The organism is Clavibacter davisi, assembly GCF_052751415.1.
Genome location: NZ_CP199882.1, coordinates 182240 through 203050 on the forward strand (window position 1 = coordinate 182240; position 20811 = coordinate 203050).

The 20811-nt window shown below is 74.9% G+C and carries 24 protein-coding genes; 15 read left to right on the forward strand and 9 right to left on the reverse strand.

Annotated features, from left to right (window positions below; all coding sequences use genetic code 11):
• The first annotated feature begins 173 nt into the window (after positions 1 to 173).
• From ACU4ZT_RS00965 to ACU4ZT_RS00990, 6 genes are all read left to right on the forward strand, one after another.
• Positions 174 to 2174 (forward strand): CocE/NonD family hydrolase, encoded by a 2001-nt coding sequence (locus ACU4ZT_RS00965; RefSeq protein ID WP_445337627.1) that lies wholly within the window; start codon positions 174 to 176, stop codon positions 2172 to 2174.
• Complete coding sequence (locus ACU4ZT_RS00970; RefSeq protein ID WP_445337628.1) at positions 2171 to 2755, forward strand: matrixin family metalloprotease; 585 nt, start codon at positions 2171 to 2173, stop codon at positions 2753 to 2755. The genes ACU4ZT_RS00965 and ACU4ZT_RS00970 overlap by 4 nt, the downstream gene beginning before the upstream one ends.
• A gap of 11 nt (positions 2756 to 2766) precedes the next feature.
• Positions 2767 to 3468, forward strand: coding sequence for a hypothetical protein (locus ACU4ZT_RS00975; RefSeq protein WP_445337629.1), 702 nt, complete (start codon positions 2767 to 2769; stop codon positions 3466 to 3468).
• An 86-nt stretch (positions 3469 to 3554) separates the two neighbouring features.
• Positions 3555 to 4247, forward strand: a complete 693-nt coding sequence (locus tag ACU4ZT_RS00980) for a hypothetical protein (RefSeq protein WP_270981954.1) — start codon at positions 3555 to 3557, stop codon at positions 4245 to 4247.
• A 172-nt stretch (positions 4248 to 4419) separates the two neighbouring features.
• A complete protein-coding gene (locus tag ACU4ZT_RS00985; RefSeq protein WP_063072303.1) occupies positions 4420 to 5127 on the forward strand; it encodes a YcnI family protein in 708 nt (235 codons plus the stop codon).
• Positions 5124 to 6578, forward strand: a complete 1455-nt coding sequence (locus tag ACU4ZT_RS00990) for a PepSY-associated TM helix domain-containing protein (protein ID WP_445337630.1) — start codon at positions 5124 to 5126, stop codon at positions 6576 to 6578. Before ACU4ZT_RS00985 ends, ACU4ZT_RS00990 begins: the two co-directional genes overlap by 4 nt.
• Positions 6579 to 6690: 112 nt before the next feature.
• On the opposite strand, the gene ACU4ZT_RS00995 is transcribed toward ACU4ZT_RS00990, so the two are convergent.
• The 7 genes from ACU4ZT_RS00995 to ACU4ZT_RS01025 all read right to left on the reverse strand — a co-directional run bounded on the left by ACU4ZT_RS00995 (position 6691) and on the right by ACU4ZT_RS01025 (position 11867).
• Positions 6691 to 7092, reverse strand: a complete 402-nt coding sequence (locus ACU4ZT_RS00995) for a hypothetical protein (RefSeq protein ID WP_270981952.1) — start codon at positions 7090 to 7092, stop codon at positions 6691 to 6693.
• Between the two features lie 206 nt (positions 7093 to 7298).
• The gene (locus ACU4ZT_RS01000; protein ID WP_445337631.1) at positions 7299 to 8309 is read right to left on the reverse strand and encodes a LacI family DNA-binding transcriptional regulator; all 1011 of its coding nucleotides are present in this window, start codon (positions 8307 to 8309) and stop codon (positions 7299 to 7301) included.
• Positions 8310 to 8388: 79 nt separating this feature from the next.
• A complete protein-coding gene (locus ACU4ZT_RS01005) occupies positions 8389 to 8796 on the reverse strand; it encodes a nuclear transport factor 2 family protein (RefSeq protein WP_063072307.1) in 408 nt (135 codons plus the stop codon).
• Complete coding sequence (locus tag ACU4ZT_RS01010; RefSeq protein WP_254654566.1) at positions 8789 to 9496, reverse strand: Pr6Pr family membrane protein; 708 nt, start codon at positions 9494 to 9496, stop codon at positions 8789 to 8791. Before ACU4ZT_RS01010 ends, ACU4ZT_RS01005 begins: the two co-directional genes overlap by 8 nt.
• A 120-nt stretch (positions 9497 to 9616) precedes the next feature.
• A complete protein-coding gene (locus ACU4ZT_RS01015) occupies positions 9617 to 10816 on the reverse strand; it encodes a glycosyltransferase family 4 protein (protein ID WP_270981948.1) in 1200 nt (399 codons plus the stop codon).
• Between the two features lie 113 nt (positions 10817 to 10929).
• Positions 10930 to 11568 carry a YdcF family protein gene (locus ACU4ZT_RS01020; protein ID WP_063072309.1) on the reverse strand — a complete coding sequence of 213 codons (639 nt, stop codon included), beginning with the start codon at positions 11566 to 11568 and terminating at the stop codon, positions 10930 to 10932.
• 44 nt (positions 11569 to 11612) lie between these two features.
• Complete coding sequence (locus ACU4ZT_RS01025; RefSeq protein WP_270981945.1) at positions 11613 to 11867, reverse strand: DUF4287 domain-containing protein; 255 nt, start codon at positions 11865 to 11867, stop codon at positions 11613 to 11615.
• A gap of 236 nt (positions 11868 to 12103) precedes the next feature.
• Here ACU4ZT_RS01025 and ACU4ZT_RS01030 point away from each other — a divergent pair, with 236 nt between their 5' ends.
• The 4 genes from ACU4ZT_RS01030 to ACU4ZT_RS01045 all read left to right on the forward strand — a co-directional run bounded on the left by ACU4ZT_RS01030 (position 12104) and on the right by ACU4ZT_RS01045 (position 14728).
• The gene (locus tag ACU4ZT_RS01030) at positions 12104 to 12373 is read left to right on the forward strand and encodes a hypothetical protein (RefSeq protein WP_445337632.1); all 270 of its coding nucleotides are present in this window, start codon (positions 12104 to 12106) and stop codon (positions 12371 to 12373) included.
• 416 nt (positions 12374 to 12789) lie between these two features.
• Positions 12790 to 13263: a FluC/FEX family fluoride channel gene (locus ACU4ZT_RS01035; RefSeq protein ID WP_445337633.1), complete on the forward strand. Its 474-nt coding sequence runs from the start codon at positions 12790 to 12792 to the stop codon at positions 13261 to 13263.
• The gene (crcB, locus tag ACU4ZT_RS01040; RefSeq protein ID WP_414763557.1) at positions 13260 to 13640 is read left to right on the forward strand and encodes a fluoride efflux transporter CrcB; all 381 of its coding nucleotides are present in this window, start codon (positions 13260 to 13262) and stop codon (positions 13638 to 13640) included. Before ACU4ZT_RS01035 ends, crcB begins: the two co-directional genes overlap by 4 nt.
• Positions 13640 to 14728 (forward strand): GNAT family N-acetyltransferase, encoded by a 1089-nt coding sequence (locus ACU4ZT_RS01045; RefSeq protein ID WP_445337634.1) that lies wholly within the window; start codon positions 13640 to 13642, stop codon positions 14726 to 14728. The genes crcB and ACU4ZT_RS01045 overlap by 1 nt, the downstream gene beginning before the upstream one ends.
• A gap of 10 nt (positions 14729 to 14738) precedes the next feature.
• Here ACU4ZT_RS01045 and ACU4ZT_RS01050 read toward each other — a convergent pair whose 3' ends face one another.
• A complete protein-coding gene (locus tag ACU4ZT_RS01050; RefSeq protein WP_063072314.1) occupies positions 14739 to 15176 on the reverse strand; it encodes a DoxX family protein in 438 nt (145 codons plus the stop codon).
• Between the two features lie 7 nt (positions 15177 to 15183).
• Positions 15184 to 15384, reverse strand: a complete 201-nt coding sequence (locus tag ACU4ZT_RS01055) for a hypothetical protein (protein ID WP_063072315.1) — start codon at positions 15382 to 15384, stop codon at positions 15184 to 15186.
• Between the two features lie 201 nt (positions 15385 to 15585).
• Here ACU4ZT_RS01055 and ACU4ZT_RS01060 point away from each other — a divergent pair, with 201 nt between their 5' ends.
• From ACU4ZT_RS01060 to ACU4ZT_RS01080, 5 genes are all read left to right on the forward strand, one after another.
• Positions 15586 to 16824 carry a sugar ABC transporter substrate-binding protein gene (locus ACU4ZT_RS01060; RefSeq protein WP_063072316.1) on the forward strand — a complete coding sequence of 413 codons (1239 nt, stop codon included), beginning with the start codon at positions 15586 to 15588 and terminating at the stop codon, positions 16822 to 16824.
• The gene (locus ACU4ZT_RS01065) at positions 16824 to 17813 is read left to right on the forward strand and encodes a carbohydrate ABC transporter permease (RefSeq protein ID WP_063072317.1); all 990 of its coding nucleotides are present in this window, start codon (positions 16824 to 16826) and stop codon (positions 17811 to 17813) included. The genes ACU4ZT_RS01060 and ACU4ZT_RS01065 overlap by 1 nt, the downstream gene beginning before the upstream one ends.
• Positions 17806 to 18669: a carbohydrate ABC transporter permease gene (locus tag ACU4ZT_RS01070; RefSeq protein ID WP_414763560.1), complete on the forward strand. Its 864-nt coding sequence runs from the start codon at positions 17806 to 17808 to the stop codon at positions 18667 to 18669. The genes ACU4ZT_RS01065 and ACU4ZT_RS01070 overlap by 8 nt, the downstream gene beginning before the upstream one ends.
• 79 nt (positions 18670 to 18748) lie before the next feature.
• On the forward strand, positions 18749 to 19522 hold the full coding sequence (locus ACU4ZT_RS01075) for a ThuA domain-containing protein (protein WP_414748590.1): 774 nt from the start codon (positions 18749 to 18751) through the stop codon (positions 19520 to 19522).
• The gene (locus tag ACU4ZT_RS01080; protein ID WP_445337635.1) at positions 19519 to 20799 is read left to right on the forward strand and encodes a Gfo/Idh/MocA family protein; all 1281 of its coding nucleotides are present in this window, start codon (positions 19519 to 19521) and stop codon (positions 20797 to 20799) included. Before ACU4ZT_RS01075 ends, ACU4ZT_RS01080 begins: the two co-directional genes overlap by 4 nt.
• Positions 20800 to 20811: the final 12 nt, after the last annotated feature.

Here is a 20811-nt window from a genome sequence, read left to right on the forward strand (position 1 = left end):
CGTCGTTACCGTGACAGCACCTCGCCCGCCGCGTCCTGTCGGCGGCGCTGACGGATCACGACGCTCCTCCTCCCGGTACGGCACATGCGCCCGCGCGCGTGCGCACCGGCGTGCTCCGCTGCGCCCGCGTGAGCCCGCGTCGGGAGACACGCCCCATGCACCGCATCCGATCCATGAGACCGTCCCGCGTGCGGGCCGCCCTCGGCGCCCTCGCCGTGGCGACCGCCGCCCTGTCCTCCGTCGCACCCGCCGCGGCGCCCTCCGCGGAAGCCGCCACCGGCGGCATCGCGGCGGGCCACGTGCTGGGAGCGGACGGCCGCAGCGCCGAGGTCTACACCCTCGCCGACGCGATCCTCGAGCACGTCTACGTGCAGTCCGACATGGACTCCGACGGCGACGGCCGGAAGGACCTCATCCGCGTCGACATCCAGCGCCCGAGCACGCCCGCGGCGGTCACCGTCCCGAGCATCATCAAAGCGTCCGGGTACTTCGGCACGCCGGGCTACCCGGGGGTCAAGCCCTACGTGGATCCCGAGCACCGCGCCACGAGCGACCTCGCGGTCATGCCGGGCTGGGAGAACAACTACTTCGTGCCCCGCGGCTACGCCATCCTCTCGCTCGACGTCGCGGGCACGAACTTCTCGGAGGGCTGCGTCGACGATGTCGGCCCCCACGACGTCGAGTCCGTGGCCGCGGTCATCCGCTGGCTGCACCACGAGGCCGGCTCGGTCGCGTACCGCGACCTCGACCGCGCCGTCCCCGTCGGCTCCGGATGGAGCTCCGGCCTCAGCGCGGTGAGCGGGATGTCCTACGACGGCGGCATCGCGCACGCCATCGCGACCTCGGCCCAGGTGCCGGGGCTGAAGACGGTGGTCCCCATCGAGGGCGGCACGAGCGCCTACGACACCCGCCCGAACGGCATCGACGTGGGAGGCGGCACGGCCGAGTTCTCGAAGTGGCTGACCGAGCCCGAGCCGGCGGGCACCGAGGCCCCGACCCTCCCGCAGTCGCTGCGCGACCACCAGGCCGCCAAGCGGAAGACGTGCCAGCCGTCGTTCGACGCCATGCACGCGCAGTCGGATCCCCAGGGGCGCACGGACAACGCGTTCTGGCAGGCCCGCGACTACACCAGGAAGGTCGACCAGATCGCCCGCAACGGCGTCAGCGAGTTCATCGTGCAGGGCCAGAACGACATGAATGTCCGCACCAACGAGCTGGCCGCGCACTGGCAGGCGCTGCAGCGGGCGGGCGTCACCTCGAAGCTCTGGCTGCACATCGGCGGGCATCTCGACCCCTTCACGTTCGAACGGCCGGCCTGGGCGGACACGCTGCTGCGCTGGTACGACCACGCGCTCCTCGGGGTGGACAACGGGATCACCGGGGAGCCGCCCGTGCGGATCCAGATGACCCCCACCACCTGGCAGGAGAGCGCGACCTGGCCCGTCGCCGGGAGCGCCGTCACGACGCTGCACCCCGGCGCCGTCACGGCCGGTCTCGGCGCGCTCGGCGCGCTCGGCATGGCGCCGACGCCCGCGGCCGGATCCGCGTCCTTCGCCGCGGGCCGCCTCGCGGACGACCGGCCGACGGACCTGACGGAGGGCGCCGCCGAGCCGACCGCGGGCGCCGATCGCCTCGTCTTCACCACCCCCGTCCTCGACCACGACGTGCGGATCTCGGGCACGCCGCGGATCTCGGTGCGGGTGACGCCGGGGGCCGGCGACACCGACGTCTCCGCCGCCCTGGTCGACTACGGCCCGCAGACGTACGTGGACACCTCCGTGAAGGACGGCTCGATGGTCCTGACGACCAGCGCCACGTGGGGCCAGGCGACCCCGGCCGACGGCTCGTCGTACTACGACGAGGCCCTGTTCACGCGCACCACCGACAGCTTCGTCTTCACGCGCGGCATCGGGAACACGGCGCACCACCAGTCCCTCCAGGCCTACACGCCGGTGGCCGCCGGGCAGACGATCGACCTCGCGTGGGATCTGCTGCCCATCGACCACGTCGTCCCCGCCGGACACCGGCTCGGGATGATCGTCTACAACGACGGCCGCCGCTCGATCGCGGGCCAGCACCGCTCGCGGGTCGTCACGGCCGGGTCGACGGTGGACCTCGCGCACAGCTCGCTCGCCCTGCCGGTCGTCGGCGGCACCCTCGGGACCACGCGATGATCCGCGACGGTTCGGCGAACCCCGCCGCACGGCGCACGCGCCGACGCGGTGGCGTCCGCCTCCTCGCGATGACGGGCCTCGCCGCTCTGGCCGCGCTCGCCGTCGCGGCGCCCGCCCAGGCCTTCAACCGGGAGGGCCCGCACTGGCCCACGGACCGGCTGACCATCGACACGTCCGCGGTGCCGACGGGAGGGTTCCACGACGCCCTCACCGACGCGGCGGCCGAGTACACCGCGCTCACCGACGCGAAGGTGGGCACCGAGGACGCGATCGGCTCGCCGTGGACCGCTCAGGTCATCGACGCCGGCGACGACGGCTACGAGGGCTACGCGCACTGGCGCTACGACGGCGCCATGCACACGACCTCGGCGGACATGCACCTTAACAGCCAGTACCTCGACGACTCCCTGCCGCGGGAGCGGCTCAAGGTGGTGTGGGAGCACGAGTCGGGGCACGTGCTGGGGCTCGCGCACGTGACGGACCTCGACCGCGTCATGTACCCCATCCCCTCCGACGCCTACGCCGACGGGGTCACCGGCCTCACCGACGACGAGGTCGCCGGGATCGACTTCCTCTACTGATGGGCACGCAGATGAACGCACGCACGAGCACCCTCCACCTCGCCGCCCTCGCCTCCCTCGCGCTCGGGGCGAGCGCGCTCCTGCTCACCGGCTGCAGTGCGGGCACGGTGCCTGGCCCCGCCGCCGCGCCGGCGGGCGACGGCATGTCGATGCAGATGGGCGACGGCTCGTCGATGCCCATGGGCGACGGCACGTCGATGCCGGCGGGACCGGGATCGCACACCCACGGATCGCGCCACACCCACTACGGCTCGCTCGCCGCGCTCGCGGGCGACAGCGTCGAGATCGTCACGGGCACCGTCGTCGCGCAGCGCGTGGTGACCGACCTCGGGCCCAGAGCGCCGGCCACCGTCTCGACCGTCCGGGTCGCGACGGTCGCGAAGGCGGCCGACGGCCTCGCGGCCGGAGGGACGGTCGACGTGCGGCAGATCGGCACGGCCGCGCAGCCCGGCCCTGCGGCGATGATGCAGGCGGGATCCACGTACCTCCTCTACCTGCGGCCGTCGCGCCTGCCGGGCGAGGCGGCGTCCCAGTCCTTCGTGACGGGCGGATCGGCGGGGCTCTTCGGCGCTCCCGACCCGGCCGCGGCCCACGCCCAGGCCGACACGGACGCCGCGGAGGAGCCGACGCAGCCGGCGGCGTTCCTGCGGCTCGACGACGACGGGGGCGACACCCTGCCGGAGCGGGTCACCGCCGACGGAGCCCTCGGCTGACGGACGGCGACGTGCCTCCGGCTCTGTGGGCCCGGGGGCGCGGCGGCGCTCGCGTACCCTGGTCGGGACGACCGGGAGGCGGACGGGTGCAGGCACGGCAGGAGCGGATGCGGCGCGCCGCGCTGTCCGCGCTGGTCTGCACGCTCGTCACGGCGACCGCGCACGCGGCCGCGGGTGGCGGGGTCCCGCATCCGCTCGTCCTCGGCCTCGCGCTCGTCGCGGGCGTCGTCCTCTGCTTCGCGCTCGGCGGCCGTCGCGTGACGCTCGCGCACCTCGCGCTCGCCGTCGGCGCCACCCAGGGCGTGCTGCACGCGGCCTTCACGTTCGGCGGCTCCGGCATGGGCGCGGGCGGGGGCATGGCCGGCGGATCCGCCGCGTCGCTCGCTGGCGTCGGGCACGGCCACGCGCTCGCCGCCGCCGAGGCCGCACGCGCGCTCGCCGACCCGGGCGCCATGGCGATGCCCGCCGACCACGACGGCGCGATGCTGCTCGCCCACGTGATCGCCGGCCTCATCAGCGTGTGCTCGCTGCGCGCCGGAGCCGACGCCGTCCGCCGCGTCGTCCGGGCGCTCGCCGTGCGCGTGCGCGGCGCGATCTCCGGGGCCGTCGGCGCGCTGGTCGCAGCGGCCGTCGCCGTGGCCGCCGCGCTCGCCGAGCCCGCGGTCGCGCCGCGCCCCGGCCGCCTGGCCGCCGACGTGCGCCCGGCGCGCCTCGTCTCCCTGCTCTCCGCGCGGATCCGCGGCCGTCGCGGTCCGCCGCTCGGCCTGCTCGCCGCCTGACCCGCGCCCGCCGCGTCCCTCGAGGATCCCGGGCGCGGTCCGCGCCGCGCTCCCGCCGACGACCGCCCGCGCCTCGTGCGCCGCCGGTCGCCGCCGCGGTGCCGCGCGCTCCCGCACGATCCCGCACGCCCGGATCCGCACGGCCACGCCCGTGCCCCACCGAAGGACCACCATGCCCCGCACCACCCGCCTGCCCGCCTCCGCCCGCCCGCCGGGACGTCCCCGCCGGGGGCTCGTCGTCGCCGGCGCCGCTCTCGGCCTCGGTCTCGCCCTGTCGGCGCCGCTCGCCGCGTCCGCGCACGTCGAGCTCGACGCCTCCTCCACCGCCCCGGCCGCCCTCAGCGTCCTGACCTTCGCGGTCGGGCACGGCTGCGAGGGATCCGCCACGACCGCCCTCGCGATCCGCGTCCCCGCCGACGTGCAGGCCGTGAAGCCGACCCTGATGCCCGGCTGGTCCGTCGCCGAGCAGGAGGCGGCGGACGGCACGACCGTCACCTACACGGCCGACCAGCCTCTGCCCGACGCCCTGCGCGCGACCGTGCAGATCGAGGCGCTGCTCCCCGTGGGCGGCGCGGCCGGGGACGTGGTCGCGTTCCCGACGCTGCAGACGTGCGTCCAGGGATCCACCGACTGGGCGGACCTCCCCGCCGCGGGCGTCGAGCCCGACCACCCGGCGCCGGCGATCACGCTGACGGGGGCGACCGGCACGGCGGCGGGCACGGCGACCGGCGCATCCGCGGCCGCCGCGGCCACGCCCGCCGCCGCCCCGGTCGACCCGGTCGCGCGTCTGCTCGGCCTCGGCGCGCTCGTCGTGGGCGTCGTCGCGGTGATGCTCCTCACCATCGGCATGCGCCGCCCGCAGCAGGGCGCGCGGCGATGACCGCCGTCGACGACCGGGCGGACGCCGCGGCCGCGGACGCCCCGGCCCCCGTCATCACCCGCCCGCCGCGCGGCTGGTTCCTCCCGCTGCTGCTCCGGCTGCACTTCCTGGCGGGGATCCTCGTCGGTCCGTTCATCCTCACCGCGGCCCTGAGCGGCGCCGCCTACGCGCTGTCGCCGTCGATCGAGCGGGTCGTCTACGCGCACGAGCTCCGCGCCCCCGTCACCGGCACGACGGTGCCGCTGGCCGCGCAGGTCGAGGCCGCGGAGGCGGTGGTCGGCGGATCCGGCACCCTCACCGCCGTGCGCCCCGCGCCCGGCCCCGGCGACACGACGCGCGTGATGTTCACGGGCGAGGGCCTCCGCGCGAGCGAGAGCCGGGCGATCTTCGTCGACCCGGCCGACGCGTCCGTCCGCGGCGATCTCCCGGTCTACGGCACCAGCGGCGCGCTCCCCCTGCGCTCCGCGATCAGCGACATCCACCGCACCCTCGGCCTGGGCGACGCGGGCCGGCTCTACAGCGAGCTGGCCGCGAGCTGGCTCGGCATCGTCACCCTCGCGGGCCTCGGCCTGTGGGTCGCGCGCTGGCGCCGGTCGCCGCGCCGCCGGGACCTCGTGCGGCCCGACCGCCGTGCGACGGGCTACCGGCGGATCCTCTCCTGGCACGCCTCGACGGGCGTCTGGCTGGTCGTGGGGGCGCTGTTCCTGTCGGCGACCGGGATCACGTGGTCGCAGTTCGCCGGCCAGAACGTGACCGACCTCCGCGCCGCGCTCAGCTGGCAGGCGCCCACCCTGCCGACGGCCGTCGGCGCGGGCGCGGGCGCGAGCGGGGGAGCGGCGGCGGATCCGCACGCCGGCCACCACGGCGGCGCTGCGCCCACGACGACCGCACCCGTCGATCCGGCGACCTTCGACGACGTGCTCCGCGTCGCGCGGGGCGTCAACGTCGACACCGGGCTCGTGGAGATCAAGCCCCCGTCAGCCGCGGGGACGGCGTGGACCGTGAGCGAGATCCAGCGCTCGTTCCCCACGCAGGTCGACCAGGTGGCCGTCGACGGCAGCACCCTCCAGGTGGTCGGCCGCACCGACTTCGCCGACTACCCGTTCCCCGCGAAGCTCGCGCGCTGGGGCGTCGACACGCACCAGGGGACGATGTTCGGGCTCCCGAACCAGATCCTCCTCGCGGTGACGGCGCTCGGCATCGCGGCCATGGTGGTGTTCGGCTACCTGATGTGGTGGAAGCGCCGTCCCGGCGTCGCGCGACCCGGCCGCCCGGCGCCCGCGGGCGCGCTCGTCCGGGCGCCGTGGTGGGGCATCGCGGCGGTGGTCGCCGTCGGGCTCGGCGTGGGCCTGTTCCTGCCGCTCGTCGGGATCCCGCTGGTCGGCTTCGTGCTGCTCGACGCGCTCGTCACGGCGGCGCGGGTGCACCGCGCGACTCCGTCCGCGGGCTGATCCGCGCCGGTCGGCCGCCGCGTGCGCGTGGCGGCCGACGTGGTCCGTCCCGGAGCGGGCCCCCGGGTGCCCGTGGCAGCGGGGCCACCGGCGCGGGGGCTCCGCATGATCATCACGCGCCGTCGAGGCCGTCCGTCGAGTCGGGCGTCCGACGGCTCAGCGCGCGCTGCGCGGCGGACGCGGCGACGGCCGCGAGCACGACGGAGACGGCCCCGAGGATCAGGCCATCGACCACGACCTCGCCCGAGAGGATCAGGCGCGGTCCTCCGACGCTCAGGACGAGGAGCAGGACGACGGTGAAGGTCCGCCGGGATGAGCCGAAGAAGTACGACACCAGCGGCCGTGACGCGACAGCGAGCGCGGGTACCGCGAGGGCCCCCGCGACGACCGCCGCTCCCAGGAGGAACGGGGCCGCGTCGTCCGGGCCGTCACGCCATGCGGTCACGGCGGCCCAGAGGCTCCCCCACGCGCCTCCGAGCAGGAGCGGATGCAGCCATCGTGCGAGGTCTCTCACGGGTTCGCTCTTCCTCTCTCGTCGTGTCGGCCGATGTCGACGACGTCAGCGCCATGCCTCCTGCCACGAGGCCGGCGGTGGTGGTGATGCGGTGACGGTAGGCGCGCATCTCGCCTCCATCGAGCGCCATGCGGGTGCTGTCGAATCTACGCAGGGGTCCCCGGAGGACGAGGCGGTCGCCGCGTCGGGTCGCCGCGCCGGGGGCGTCAGGCCGCGGGCGCCGGCCCCGTCGACGCCGCCACGTGCAGCCGGCACGGCAGCAGCGCGTGCGGCAGGTCGGCGGCGGTGCCGTCGAGGCGCGCGAGCAGCATCTCGACGGCGAGGCGGCCGAGCTCGGGACCCGGCGCGTCCATGGTGCTGAGGGCGGGCTCGACGAGCGCGCCCACCTCGGTCGACGACGCGAGCGACAGGATCGACACGTCGTCCGGCACGCGCCGCCCGGCCGCGTCGAGCCCCGAGATGAGGCCGCGCGCCGCCTGGTCGTTGAGGATCAGGACCGCGGTGAGGCCCGGATCCGCCGCCAGCAGCTCGCCCGCCGCGGCCCGCCCGCCGACCGGCGTGGGCGGGCAGCGCACGACCGCGGCGGCGCGCCCGCGCGACGCGCACTCCGCCCGGAACGCCCGCTCGGTGCGCGTCGTCGGGCCGTACCCGCGGAGGGGCCCGCCCTCGAGGTCCTCCACCATCAGCCCGAAGCGCCGGTGCCCGAGGCCCTCGAGGTGGTCGATGCCCTCGGCGACGGTGCGCTCGAAGTCCATGTCGACGAACGGCAGGTCGCGGGTGTCGGCCGTGCGCCCGATCGAGACGAAGGGCACGTCGAGCGCGCTGAGGTCGGCGATGCGCGCGTCGTCCATGCGCACCTCCATCACGATGACGCCGTCGACGAGGCGCCCGGAGACGAGGTCGGACACGTCGTCCGGCGACGTGCCCGTCGGCCAGAGCACCAGGTGGTAGCCCAGCTCGGAGGCACGCGTGGCCGCGCTCATGAAGATCTCGAGGGCGATGCGGCTGAGGCGCTGCACGTCGGCGGGGAACAGCAGCGCGATGATCCGGGTGCGCTTGCTGGCGAGCGCGCGGGCCACGACGTTGTTGCGGTAGCCGAGCTCCTGCATCGCCTCGGTGACGGCCCGCCGCGTCTGGTCGGACACGGCCTTGGTGCCGTTGACGACGAACGAGACCGTGGCGATCGAGACCCCCGCGCGTGCGGCGACCTCTCGCATGGTCGGGATGGCGGCTCCTCGCGGTCGGCGGTCGCGCGCGGTCGCGTGCGGGCGGGATGCGCCTCAGCGTAGCCCGGGGTCAGGCCCCGCGGGCGTCGCCAGCGGCCCGTGCGCGCTGGCGGTCGAACGCCGCGCGGAGGGGAGCCGTGTCGTAGACGATGTGCAGCCGGGCGATGCGCCCCTCCGCGTCGAGCTCCGCCACGTCCACCACCGAGAAGGGGGCGGGCTCACCGCTCGCGAGGACCCAGTCGAAGTCGAACCAGAACGCGACGGTGGGCGTGCCCTCGTCATCGGAGCGCATCACCCGGCGGAGGTGGAGGCGGGCTGCGCCGGTGTCGGCGAAGAGGGCCGGATAGAACCGGGCTGCCGGCAGGATCCCGTACAGCGGGGAGTGCACGACGCCGTCCGGGGAGAAGAGAGCGAGCGCCGCCGGGACGTCCGCGTGCTCCAGCGCCGCGAGGTAGCGCTCGACGAGGAGGTCAGGCACCGCGGGTGCGCAGCGAGGAGGTCGCGCCGCCGACCGGCGGACGCACGCGCGTCACGGCGATGAGCAGCCCGGAGATGACGCAGAGCGCGACGGTGAGCCCCACCACGTACTCGCCGACCGAGAGGTAGCCGCTGGGCGAGGAGGACGGGTCGAGGAACCCGTACGGGTAGTAGGTGGAGCTGCCGGTGACCTGGTCGCCGGTGAAGGGGCCGCGGCCGAGCGTGACCCCGATCCAGACGAGCGGGAAGATGATGAGGCGGCCGATGGCGCCGCCGCCGAGGCGGGTGCGGTCGGGCGCGATGAGCCAGTCGAGCAGCACGACGATGGGCACCGCCACGTGCACGATCTGGTTGGCCCAGTCGAGCTGCAGGGCGGGCGGGCCGGGCTGGCCGCGCAGCAGCAGGTTCCACACGATGCCCGTGATGATCAGGTAGACGGTGGACGACAGACGCAGCGTGGCCCAGGCGACGCTCGCATCCACCTTCCCGCGCGCCAGGCGCAGGCCGCCGACGGTGAGCACCACCACGCCGAGCAGGTTCGACTCCGTGGTGAAGAACAGCATGAAGTCGAGCGACTTCCCGGCGATGCCGGGGATGCCGAGGCTGATCCAGTAGGCGTAGTTGACGTGGTACTGGGCGATGACGCCGACGAGGGCGGCCGCGGCCGTAGCGAGCCGGACGGCGGAGAGGAAGATGCGCACGCGATACGTTCGCACGCCTGCGCGCGGGGCGGGTCCGACTGTCCACGGACCGCGGTCGGATCAGCCGATGCCCGGCGGATGCCCAGGCCAGCGCCCGTGGCCGAGCGGCGGCCGGGCGGCTCAGGCGGAGGCGGATCCGCGCCGGGAGCTGCCGATGCGGAGGAGCGCCGACTCGATGGACCGCGCGTGGGCCGCGGGCGACACGGACGCCGCCAGCCGCGATGCCGCCTCCACCGGCGCGTCGAGCAGGCCGCGGTCCCGGGCGAGCCGCATGACGGCCGCGGCCAGGCCTTCGGCGTCGGTCCCGTCCGCGAGGATCGCCGCATCGCCGAACTCGGCGCCGAGCACGGGGTCGCTGACGATCACCGACCGGCCCTCCGCGAAGGCCTCCATCGCGATCATCGGCTGGTTGTCGAAGCCCAGCGACGTGACGACCGCGGCGTGCGCTCCGCGGAGGAGGGCCGTGACCGCGGAGCTCGGCACGCGTCCGTGCAGGGTGACCCCGGGCGGGGCGCTCGTCGGGAGGACGCCGCCCGCGAGGTCGAGGTGCACCACGCCGGGTCCCGCGCGCTCCGCGACGACGGCCATGGCGTCGAGCATGACCCGGAGGCGCTTCTCGGGCGCGAAGCGCGCGGCCCAGACGAGGCGGAGGGGCCCGCCGGCCGGGAGCGGGGCCGGCTCCGCGCGCGTGGCGCAGCTCGTGTTCGAGACGACCTCGACCGCCGGGAGGCCCGCGTCCCGCAGGGCGACGGCCTGATGGCGCGACGGCGAGAGCACGAGGTCGGCCTCGCGGCACACGGCGAGGGTGAGGCCGCGGAGCGCGCTGTCGAGCCGGCGCGGGGCGAGCCGCACGCGCGGGGCCGGCAGCCCGGTCATGAACCGGTGCATGCCGGTGGCGACGGGGGTCAGGAACCCGGCCCAGGCGGGGCCGCGCAGGAAGAAGGTGTGGACCGTGTGCATCGTCGGGATGCCCCGCCCGCGCGCGACGGCGAGCGCCGCTGCCGCCAGGCCGTGCTCCGAGTGCGTGATGACCAGGTCGGTGCCGGACCCCTCCATCAGCCGCTCGAGGTCGGCGCGCGTCGCGGCGTCGGCGCGGATGAGCGGGAGCCCCATGAACCGCATGCGGTAGGTGGGGGTGATGTCGTGCAGGGCGATGCCCGTGCCCTGCAGCTCCGGCGCCGACGTGGCGTCCGGGGAGACGACGGTGACCCGGTGACCGGCGCGCGCGAGGGCCAGCGCCTGCTGGATGACGGCCGTCTGGGCTCCGCCGAGGTAGGAGAACTCGTAGTCCATCACGAGGAGGGCACGGAGGGAGCTCACCCCGCGACGGTATCCGGCTCGGCCGTGTCCCGCATGCGGCCTGGGGAGATGTCCCCCGACATGGGGGTGCGGGAGCGCGCGGCGAGCGGTGGGGAGAGCGCGGCCGGCCGGCCTCAGCCCGCCCGCGCCCGCCGCAGGACCGCGACGACGATGGCGAGCGGCTTCATCCAGCTGACCTCGCCGAAGCGGTAGTCGTCTGCGCGCGCCAGGCGGTCGGCGAGGTCGGGGCGGGCGGCGCGCAGGTAGCCGCGGGCCTCCTCGGCGTGCACGGGGTCGGAGACGATGCGGATGGTGTCGGCGTCCTCGATGAGCGGGATCGCGTTCGCGACGTTCTCGCGCGTGCTCCGGCTCGCCTCCTCGAGGACGACGGGGCCCGCGTAGCCGCGCTCGCGGGCGTAGCGGGCGAGGATCCGCGCCTCGGGCTCGTCGCCCATCACGGATCCGCCGCACAGCACGAGCGTCGTGGACGCGGCGCCCGGGTCCAGGGAGCGGAGGGCCGCGTCGACGCGGAAGCGGTTGATCCGGTTGGCGCGCGGCCCGGCGTCGCCGAAGCCGAGCACGACGACGGCCTCGCGGCCCACGGTGCCGTCGGGACGGCCGGGTGCGCGGCCGAGGCCGCGCGTGCTCGCGAGGAGGTGGATCAACTCGCTCGCCGCCAGGATGCCCGCGACCAGGGCGCCCGCGGCGACGGCGCCCGCGACCACGGTGCCGACCGCGACGCGCGCGGCGGGAAGGGGCCGGCGGATCCGCATGGGCCCAGGCTACGGGGCGGTGCCGGCGCCGGCCCCGGTGCCGGTCAGCCCGCGGTGCGCGCGGCCCTCACGAATGCGACGACCGCGTTGGCGTGGCCGTGCCCGAGCCCCTGCTCGGTCTTCAGCCACGTGACCGCCCGCATGTGCGGCTCCACGTCGAGGCGCGCGTCGGCGAGGTCGATCCAGTGCTGCACCGGCTGGCCGTAGGCGCTCTCGATGCTCGGGAAGTAGGAGGCGGGACCGTGGGGCTTCCGCCCGTCGGCCGGCGGGGGCGGGGCGACGATGCCGTGCGCGTTCATGCTCCGACGCTACCCGCGCCGTGCGGCGACGACCACGGCGGATCCGACGTCGGCGGAGCCCGGTGCGCGATCGCCTCCGTCGCGGCGGGCCGCGTGATCCCGCTCCCGCCCGTGTCAAGGGGGGAGACCGCTCCCCGCCTGGGGAATATGCTCGACGCATCGAGTTCGCTCGCCCGGACCCCGTGGCGGCTCGCCAGGACGCCGGCCTCCCCGGCGCTGCGCGACACGAGGGTCACATGCACACCACCACCAGCATCCGCATCGACGGCGAGCCGATCCAGCTCGCCGAGGACCAGGACGTCGAGGCGCTCAAGGCGCGCATCGTCGACGCCGTCACCGGGGGAGCCCGCTTCGTCGACTTCGTCGGCGCCGGCCACGTGGGGGTGTCCGTGCTCGTCACGTCGCGTTCCTCCGTGCGCGTCGAGGTGCACGAGCGCGAGGACGAGCCGGAGGATCCCGAGGAGCAGCCCGCGAGCGCCGACCTCGACCTCTACAGCTACAGCTAGCGGCCGGCCGCCGGCGCCCGCATCGACCCGGGACGACGCGGGGTCCTGCGCCGTCCCGGGCTGCGCGAGCGGGTGCACGCGCGTCATCGCGGTCGGCACCGGTCGCGTGGCTCGCCCTCGGGCAGTCCGGGTCCGGTGCGCCGCGGCACGCCTCGTGCGATGCACCGCGAGTCGAATCTATGCACACGCATCCCGCTGCGCCATCTTGGGGGCGACCCCTTGACTTCGGGGAGCAGCAGTCGACACGGCGCCCGGCCCGCGCGGATCCGACCCGTGGTTCAATGGCCGTGCCTCCTCCGGGAGGGCCTCCCCCGGGAGGCACGGCGGTGGGGCTCGCCGTACCCGAACCTCGACATCCTCGTCGACGACAGTCCCTGTCTCACGGCACCGCCATGCCATCCGAGATGGGAGACCGCATGTCCGACCCCCGCGCGCACCTCGAGCGCCCGCCCCGCCCCGTCCACCTCCGCGCCTCGTCGCTCGGCCTCGTCGCCCTCGGCGGCGCCGCCGGCACGGGGCTCCGCGAGGCCCTCGCCCTCACGTGGCCCGCGCCCGCGGGCGGCCTGCCGGTGACGATCCTGCTGATCAACCTCGTGGGCGCCTTCGTGCTCGGCGCCCTGCTCGAGGGGCTCGCCCTCCGCGGACCCGACGAGGGACGTCGCCGCGGGATCCGGCTGCTGGTCGGCACGGGCGTGCTCGGCGGCTTCACCACCTACAGCGCGCTCGCGACGGACGCGGCGGTGCTCACGGGATCCGCCCTCGGCACGGCGCTCGCGTACGCGGCCCTCTCGATCGTGGTCGGCGCCGCCGCGTCGCTCGCGGGCGTCGCGGCGGGCGGCGCGCTGCACCGGCGCGCGGCGGCCGGACGCGGGACGGGGGCGGCATCGTGACCGGCCCCCTCGTGTTCGCGCTGATCTGCGTGGCCGGCGGCGCCGGATCCGCCCTCCGCCTCCTCGTCGACGGCGTCGTGAAGGGCCGCGTCGGCGCGTCGTACCCGTGGGGCACGACCGTCATCAACGTCACCGGCTCGTTCGGCCTCGGGCTACTCACGGGCGCCGCCGCGCATGCCGGCCTCCCGCACGACCTGCTGCTGATCCTCGGCGGCGGCCTCATGGGCGGCTACACGACCTTCAGCACGGCCAGCCTCGAGACCGTCCGCCTCGCGCAGGCCGGCCGGCTGGGCGCGGCGCTCGCGAACGGCGTCGGCATGCTCGTGGTGTGCGTCGCGGCCGCGGGCGCCGGGATCGCGCTCGGCGGTCTGCTCTGATGCCGCTGCTCCCGGCGGCCGCCGCGGACCTCGACGGGCTGCGGGAGTTCCTCCGCGCCGCCGACCTCACGGTCGACGGCCTGGATGCGCCCGGCGCGCGCCTGTGGATCGAGCGGGACGCCTCCGGTCGCATCGTCGGCAGCACGGGCTTCGAGCTCGGTGCCGACGGGGAGCACGCGCTGATCCGCAGCGTGGCGGTCGATCCCGGGCTCCGGTCGTCCGGACGCGGCTCGGCCCTCGCGCGTCACGCGCTCGCGGCGGCGACGGCCGCCGGGGGGCGGCGCGCGTGGCTGTTCTCGCGGCGGTCGGGCCCGTTCTGGCACGGCCTCGGCTTCCGGGAGGTCGACCGCGACGCGCTCGCCGCGGCGCTCCCGGACGCCCGCCAGGTGGTCGCGTTCCGCGCGAGCGGGCAGCTGGCGCGCGAGGTCGCGTGGTCGCGGGCGCTGGGGGACGTGTCGCCCCGCGCCGAGGCTCGCGGGACGAGCAGCTCGGCCGCCGACCCCGACCCGACCCCCGCCGCGGCGGAGGATCCCGAGCCCGGCTGGACCACCACCGACCGCCGCGACCTGCACCGCGGCCGCGTCGTGCTGGTCGACCACGGCGTGCTCCTGCCCGACGGATCCGCGTCCCGCTACGAGGTCGACGAGAGCGTGCCGTTCGCGGTCGCGACCCTCGTGATCGACGGCGACGCCGTGCTCCTGTCCCGCCAGTACCGCTACCCGCTCGGGCGGTGGATCCTCGACCTCCCCGGCGGGGCGGGGAACGCGGGCGAGGAGCCCGCCGACGCCGCCCGCCGCGAGCTCGAGGAGGAGCTCGGCCTCGTCGCGCCGGAGGTCCGGCCGCTCCGCACCCACGCCGTGAACCCGGGCCGCGCGTCGTGGCTCGTGCACGTGTTCGCCTGCACGACGCCGACCACCGCGGGCACCGCCGACCGCTCCGACCCGTCCGAGCAGGTGCGCCTCGTGCGGATGCCCGTGGCCGAGCTGGATGCCCTCATCGCCGCGGGCGACGTGGTCGACCCGACCCTGCTGATCGCCCGCGCCGCCGCCGCCGAGCAGGGGCTGCTGCCGCCGGTCGCGCCGCGCTGAGCGCGCGGGCTCACCCCAGCGCGACCACCGCGCAACCCAGGAGGAACCCCGCCTGGATCGCGGTGCGCAGCGGCAGCGGGGTCGTCGGGGCGGCCGGATGCGGCACCCCGCGAGCCGCGCGGACGTTCGCCGGGAACACGGCCAGCAGCAGGAGCGCCAGGCCGATCGCGGCCGCGGTGCGCAGCGGCGGGATCAGCAGGCCGACCGCGCCCGCGGCCTCCAGGAGGCCGGTGACGGTGACGACGAGGCCCGCGCGGGGCACGTGCGGCGGGACGATGGCGACGAGCCCGCTGCGCCGCGGCTCGACGAAGTGCGCGCTCGCGGCCAGCGCGAAGCCCGCGGCCAGGCCCACCGCGACGGCGGGCGGCCACGCGTCGAGCGCCGGCACCGCGAGTCCGAGGATCCGCGCCGCCACGGCCACGACGACGGCGGTCGCGAAGGGGATCATGCGACCCTCAGGCGCGCCGCGCGTACGTCAGCACGGCGTCGCCCCGGCTCGTGACCGATCCGATCATGCGGCCGAGGCCCGCGCCGAGCTCGGGGTCGAAGGAGTCGTGCGGGAACCGGTGCGGCGCCTCCGCGACGCCGTCGACGGACGCGAACAGGCCGGCGGTCAGCGTGCGCAGGGGGATCCTCCTCGGGCGGCGGGTGTGCACGCCATGATCCGGTGCCGCGGCGGTCGCGTCCACCGCCGTTGCGGATCCGAGTGTGGTTAACCGCTTTACACGACCCCCGATCCGGTGTTAGCGTCGCCGCCATCGGGTGCGCGACGACGCCTCCCGGATCGCCGCGGAGCTGGCGGGTCGGGAGGTCGTCGCACCCCGGACCCACCGCCACCTCAAGGAAGAGACCACGCGATGTCCCCTCGATCCACCGCCCGCCGCCGCCTCGTCGGCGCCGCCGCATTCGCGGCCACCGTCCCCCTCGTGCTCGCCGGCTGCTCCGGCGGCGGCGGGGGCGGATCCTCGTCCGGCGGGGATCCGAAGACCATCACCGTCACCGACTACTACAACGAGGGCAACGACGACACGGTCATCGGCGACACCCTCCAGAAGTGCGGCGAGTCGCTCGGCGTCACCATCAAGCGCACGTCGATCCCGGGCTCGAGCCTCATCCAGAAGGTGCTGCAGCAGGCCTCCTCGCGCACCCTCCCCGACGTGCTGATGCTCGACAACCCCGACCTGCAGCAGATCGCCAAGACCGGCGCGCTCGCCCCGCTCGACGACTTCGGCATCTCCACCGACGGCTACGCGAAGGGCGTCGTGGACGCGGGCACCTACGAGGGCAAGACGTACGGCCTCGCGCCCACCGTCAACACGATCGCGCTGTTCTACAACAAGAAGATGCTGGCCGACGCCGGGATCCAGCCGCCCACCACGTGGGCCGAGCTGAAGACCGCGGCCGCCGCGCTCAAGGACGGCGACCGGTACGGCATCGCGATGGACGCCAACGCCACCTACGAGGGCACCTGGCAGTTCCTGCCCTTCATGTGGTCGAACGGCGGCGACGAGAAGGACATCGCCACCCCCGAGACCGCGGAGGCGCTCCAGCTCTGGACCGACCTCGTGAAGGACGGCTCGGCCTCGCAGAGCGTCGTCAACTGGACCCAGTCCGACGTCAACGACCAGTTCATGGCCGGCAAGACGGCGATGATGATCAACGGCCCGTGGCAGATCCCCGCGCTCACCGAGTCGGGCGTCGACTACGGCATCGCGGAGCTCCCGGCGCCCGAGGCCGGCGGCACCGCCGTGGCCCCGCTGGGCGGCGAGGTGTGGACCGTCCCGCAGACGGGCGACAAGGCCAAGCAGCAGACCGCCGCGAAGGTCGTCGAGTGCCTCAACTCCGACGAGAACCAGCTCGAGATGGCCACCAAGCGCTTCACGATCCCGTCGAAGACCGCCGTCGCCACCGAGTTCGGCCAGAAGGTGCCCGCGGAGCAGGTGTTCGTCGACCTCGTCGCCGACGCCCGCGCCCGCACCGGCGAGCTCGGCGAGGCGTGGCCGAAGGCCGCCACGAAGATCTACACGGCCGTGCAGTCGGCGCTCACCGGGCAGGCCTCCCCGGAGGACGCGCTGAAGAACGCCGAGCAGGGCTGATGGCGACGACCGCCGTCCCCGCCCGCCCGGCCGCGCAGGCTCCCGGGCGGGCCCGGGGCGCCGGGGTCGCGGCCGAGGCGTCGCGACCCGGTCACCGTCGTCCCCGCTTCCGGTGGGAGCGCTTCTTCCAGGCGATGTTCCTGGTGCCGGCGGTCGTCTACCTCGTGCTCTTCTTCGGCTTCCCGGTCGTGAAGAACATCGTCATGAGCTTCCAGGAGTACACGACGACCACCTTCTACACGGGGGAGGCGCCCTGGGTCGGGTTCGCGAACTACGCGTCCGTCATCTCGTCGTCGATCTTCTCCACGGCGCTGCTGAACACGTTCCTGTTCACGGCCGGGTCGATCGCCGGCCAGTTCGTGATCGGGCTCGTGCTGGCGCTGTTCTTCCGACGGTCGTTCCCGCTCAACGGGCTGCTGCGGGCGCTGCTGCTCCTGCCGTGGCTGCTGCCGCTCATCGTCTCGAGCGCGGTGTGGAAGTGGATCCTCGACCAGGACTCCGGCGTGCTCAACCAGTTCCTGCTGGGCACGGGCGCGGTGCAGGACCCGGTGCCGTGGCTCACGAGCCCGGCGTTCGCGCTCATCACGGTGATCGCGGTGAACGTGTGGATCGGGATCCCGTTCAACACGACCATCCTCTACGGCGGCCTCCAGGACATCCCGCCGGAGCTGTACGAGGCCGGATCTCTCGACGGGGCCACCGGCTGGAAGGGCTTCCGCCACATCACCTGGCCGCTGCTCCGACCCGTGGTGGGCGTGGTGCTCGTGCTCGGCGTCGTCTACACGATCAAGGTGCTCGACATCATCCTCGGCCTCACGAACGGCGGGCCCGCGAACTCGACGCAGACCATCGCGACGCAGTCGTACACGCTCTCGTTCCAGCAGTTCGACTTCGGGTCGGGCGCCGCCCTCAGCAACATCCTCATCGTCATCTCGGCGGTGTTCGCGGTGGTCTACCTCCGCGCGAACAGGAAGGCCGTCGATGACTGACACCGCCGCCCGCACCGGTCTGCCGCGACCCGTCGGCTCGCGGAGGCCGCGCGCCGACCGCAGCTGGATCTCCACGGTCATCGGCATCGCGATCCTCGCCGTGATGCTGTTCCCCGTCTACTGGATGGTCAACATCTCGCTGCAGCCCGCGGGCCCGGCGATCCAGGCCGCGTGGTTCCCGTTCGAGGCGCAGTTCGGCGGGTACGCCACCGCGCTCCGCGAGCAGGGCCAGGCGCTCGGCACGAGCCTCGTGATCGCGCTCGGCAGCGTGGTGCTCAGCCTCGCGGTCGCCACCCCGGCGGCCTACGCGCTGGCGCAGTTCAAGTTCAAGTGGATCAACGCGGTGCTGTTCGGCATCCTCATCTCGCAGATGATCCCGGGCATCGTCGTCGCCAACGCGCTCTACGCCGCGTACAACGACGTGGGGCTGCTCAACTCGATCCCCGGCCTGATCCTCGCGGACTCCACGGCCGGCATCCCGTTCGCGATCCTCATCATGCGGGCGTTCATGGCGAACATCCCGCCGTCGATCATCGAGGCCGCGAAGGTGGATGGCGCCGGGAACTTCCGGGCCTTCCGCTCGATCGTGCTGCCGGTGAGCCTCAACGCCGTGATCACGGCCGGGCTCTTCACGTTCCTCTTCACCTGGAGCGACTTCCTGTTCGCGCTGACGCTCACGACCACCGACGACGTGCGCCCCATCACCCTCGGGATCTACCAGTACATCGGGACGTACACCGCGGACTGGAGCACGGTGATGGCGACGGCCGTGCTCGCGTCGCTCCCCGCGATCGTGCTGCTCCTCGCGGCGCAGCGCTTCATCGCGGCGGGCGCGACGGGCGGCGCGGTCAAGTGATCCGCCTCCCGCGCCCCCGCGCTCCCGACGGCCCTCCCGCCGCCTCCGACACCCGCACGATCCTCAGAGAAGAGACACCATGACCGACACCACCTCCCCGCTCCGCGTCACCGTCTGGGGCGAGAACCGCCACGAGCAGATCGAGCAGCACGTGCAGGAGCGCTACCCGACCGGGATGCACGGCGCCGTCGCCGAGGGCGTGCAGGAGAACCTGCCCGGGGCGCACGTCGAGATCGCCACCATGGACCAGCCCGAGCACGGCCTCACCGAGGAGCTGCTCGCCCGCACCGACGTGCTCACCTGGTGGGGCCACGCGGCCCACGCCGAGGTGGACGACGAGATCGTCGAGCGCGTGCACCGCCACGTGCTCGCCGGGATGGGCCTCATCGTGCTGCACTCCGGGCACTGGTCGAAGATCTTCACGAAGCTCATGGGCACCACGTGCACCCTCCGCTGGCGCAGCGAGCACGACCGCGAGCTGGTGTGGACCGTGAACCCGCAGCACCCCATCACCCGCGGCGTGCCGAACCCGATCGTCATCGACGAGCAGGAGATGTACGGCGAGTACTTCGACGTGCCCACGCCCGACGAGCTCGTCTTCATCTCGGGCTTCACGGGCGGCGAGGTGTTCCGCAGCGGCATGACCTACCGCCGCGGCTTCGGCCGGATCTTCTTCTTCTCGCCCGGCGACCAGGACTTCCCCGTCTACCACCACAAGGACGTCCGCCGCGTGATCGCGAACGCGTGCGAGTGGGCGCGACCGGATCGCGAGCGCGAGACGCCGACGCTGCTCCGCTACGAGTCGGGCGAGTTCTTCCAGGGCGCCGACTACGCCGGGGCGCTCGAGCGATGACGGACACGGGGGAGCGCGCGCCGGAGCGCACCGGCGCCGACCACCGGATCGTCGCGCCCGCCGACGGCGCGCGCCTCCGGGTCGTGCAGGTCGGCGCGGGCGGCATGGGGCAGCAGTGGCTGCAGACCGTCGCCGAGGATCCCGACGTCGAGCTCGTGGGCGTCGTCGACCTCGACGAGCAGGCGGCGCGGGCCGGCGCCGCGGCGCACGGGGCGACGGCCGCGTGGTCGACCGACCTCGGCGAGCTGATCGAGCGGGTGCGGCCCGACGCGGTGATCGACGTCACCATCCCGCGCGCGCACCACCCCGTCACCACGCAGGCGCTCTTCGCCGGCATCCCGGTGCTCGGCGAGAAGCCCGTCGCGCTCACGGTCGCGGAGGGGCTGTCGCTCGCGGCCGCCGCCGAGATCACGGGCGAGCTGTTCATGGTCAGCCAGTCGCGTCGCTACAACGACCACCTCGTCGCGCTCAAGCGGCGGGCGGCCGACCTCGGCGGCGTCGGCATCGTCACGACCGAGTTCTTCAAGGCGCCGCGCTTCGGCGGGTTCCGCGAGGAGATGGACGACGTGCTCCTCCTCGACATGGCCGTGCACCAGTTCGACGCGGTGCGGTACCTGCTCGACGCGGATCCCGTGAGCGTCCAGTGCGAGTCGTACAACCCCGTGTGGAGCTGGTACCGCGGCGACGCCGGTGCCACCGCCGTGTTCACGTTCGAGGGCGGCGTGCGGTACGTGTACACGGGCAGCTGGTGCAGCCCGGGCGCGGAGACGTCGTGGAACGGATCCTGGCGGCTGAGCGGCGCGTTCGGGACGGCCCTCTGGGACGGCGACCACACGCCCACGAGCGACGTGCCGGATGCGCCCGACGGGCCGCCCGCGGAGCCCGCGGCCGCCGAGTCGGTGGGCGTCGAGATCGCCGGGTCCTTGCGCGCGTTCGTGCGCGCGCTGCGGACGGGCGAGCGGCCGCACGGCGAGGTGCACGGCAACGTGATGAGCCTCGCGATGGTGGAGGCCGCGATCGAGTCCAAGGACGCGGACGCGCGCGTGGCGATCGACGACGTGCTCGAGCGCGCGCACGCGACCGCGCTCGCCGACGAGCGGCGCGACGACGTGCGCGCGCGGCTCGAGTCGTGGCGCGGCCCGGGGGTGCGCCGGGCGCTGCAGGAGCAGGCGGGCGGGGCGCCGGCCAGCGGCGCTGCGGGCGGCACTGCGGGCGGCACTGCCGGCGGCGCGTCGGCGGCGGTCGCGGCCGTCGCCCGCCCGGCCGCCGCCGGGTAGCCTCGTCGGGTG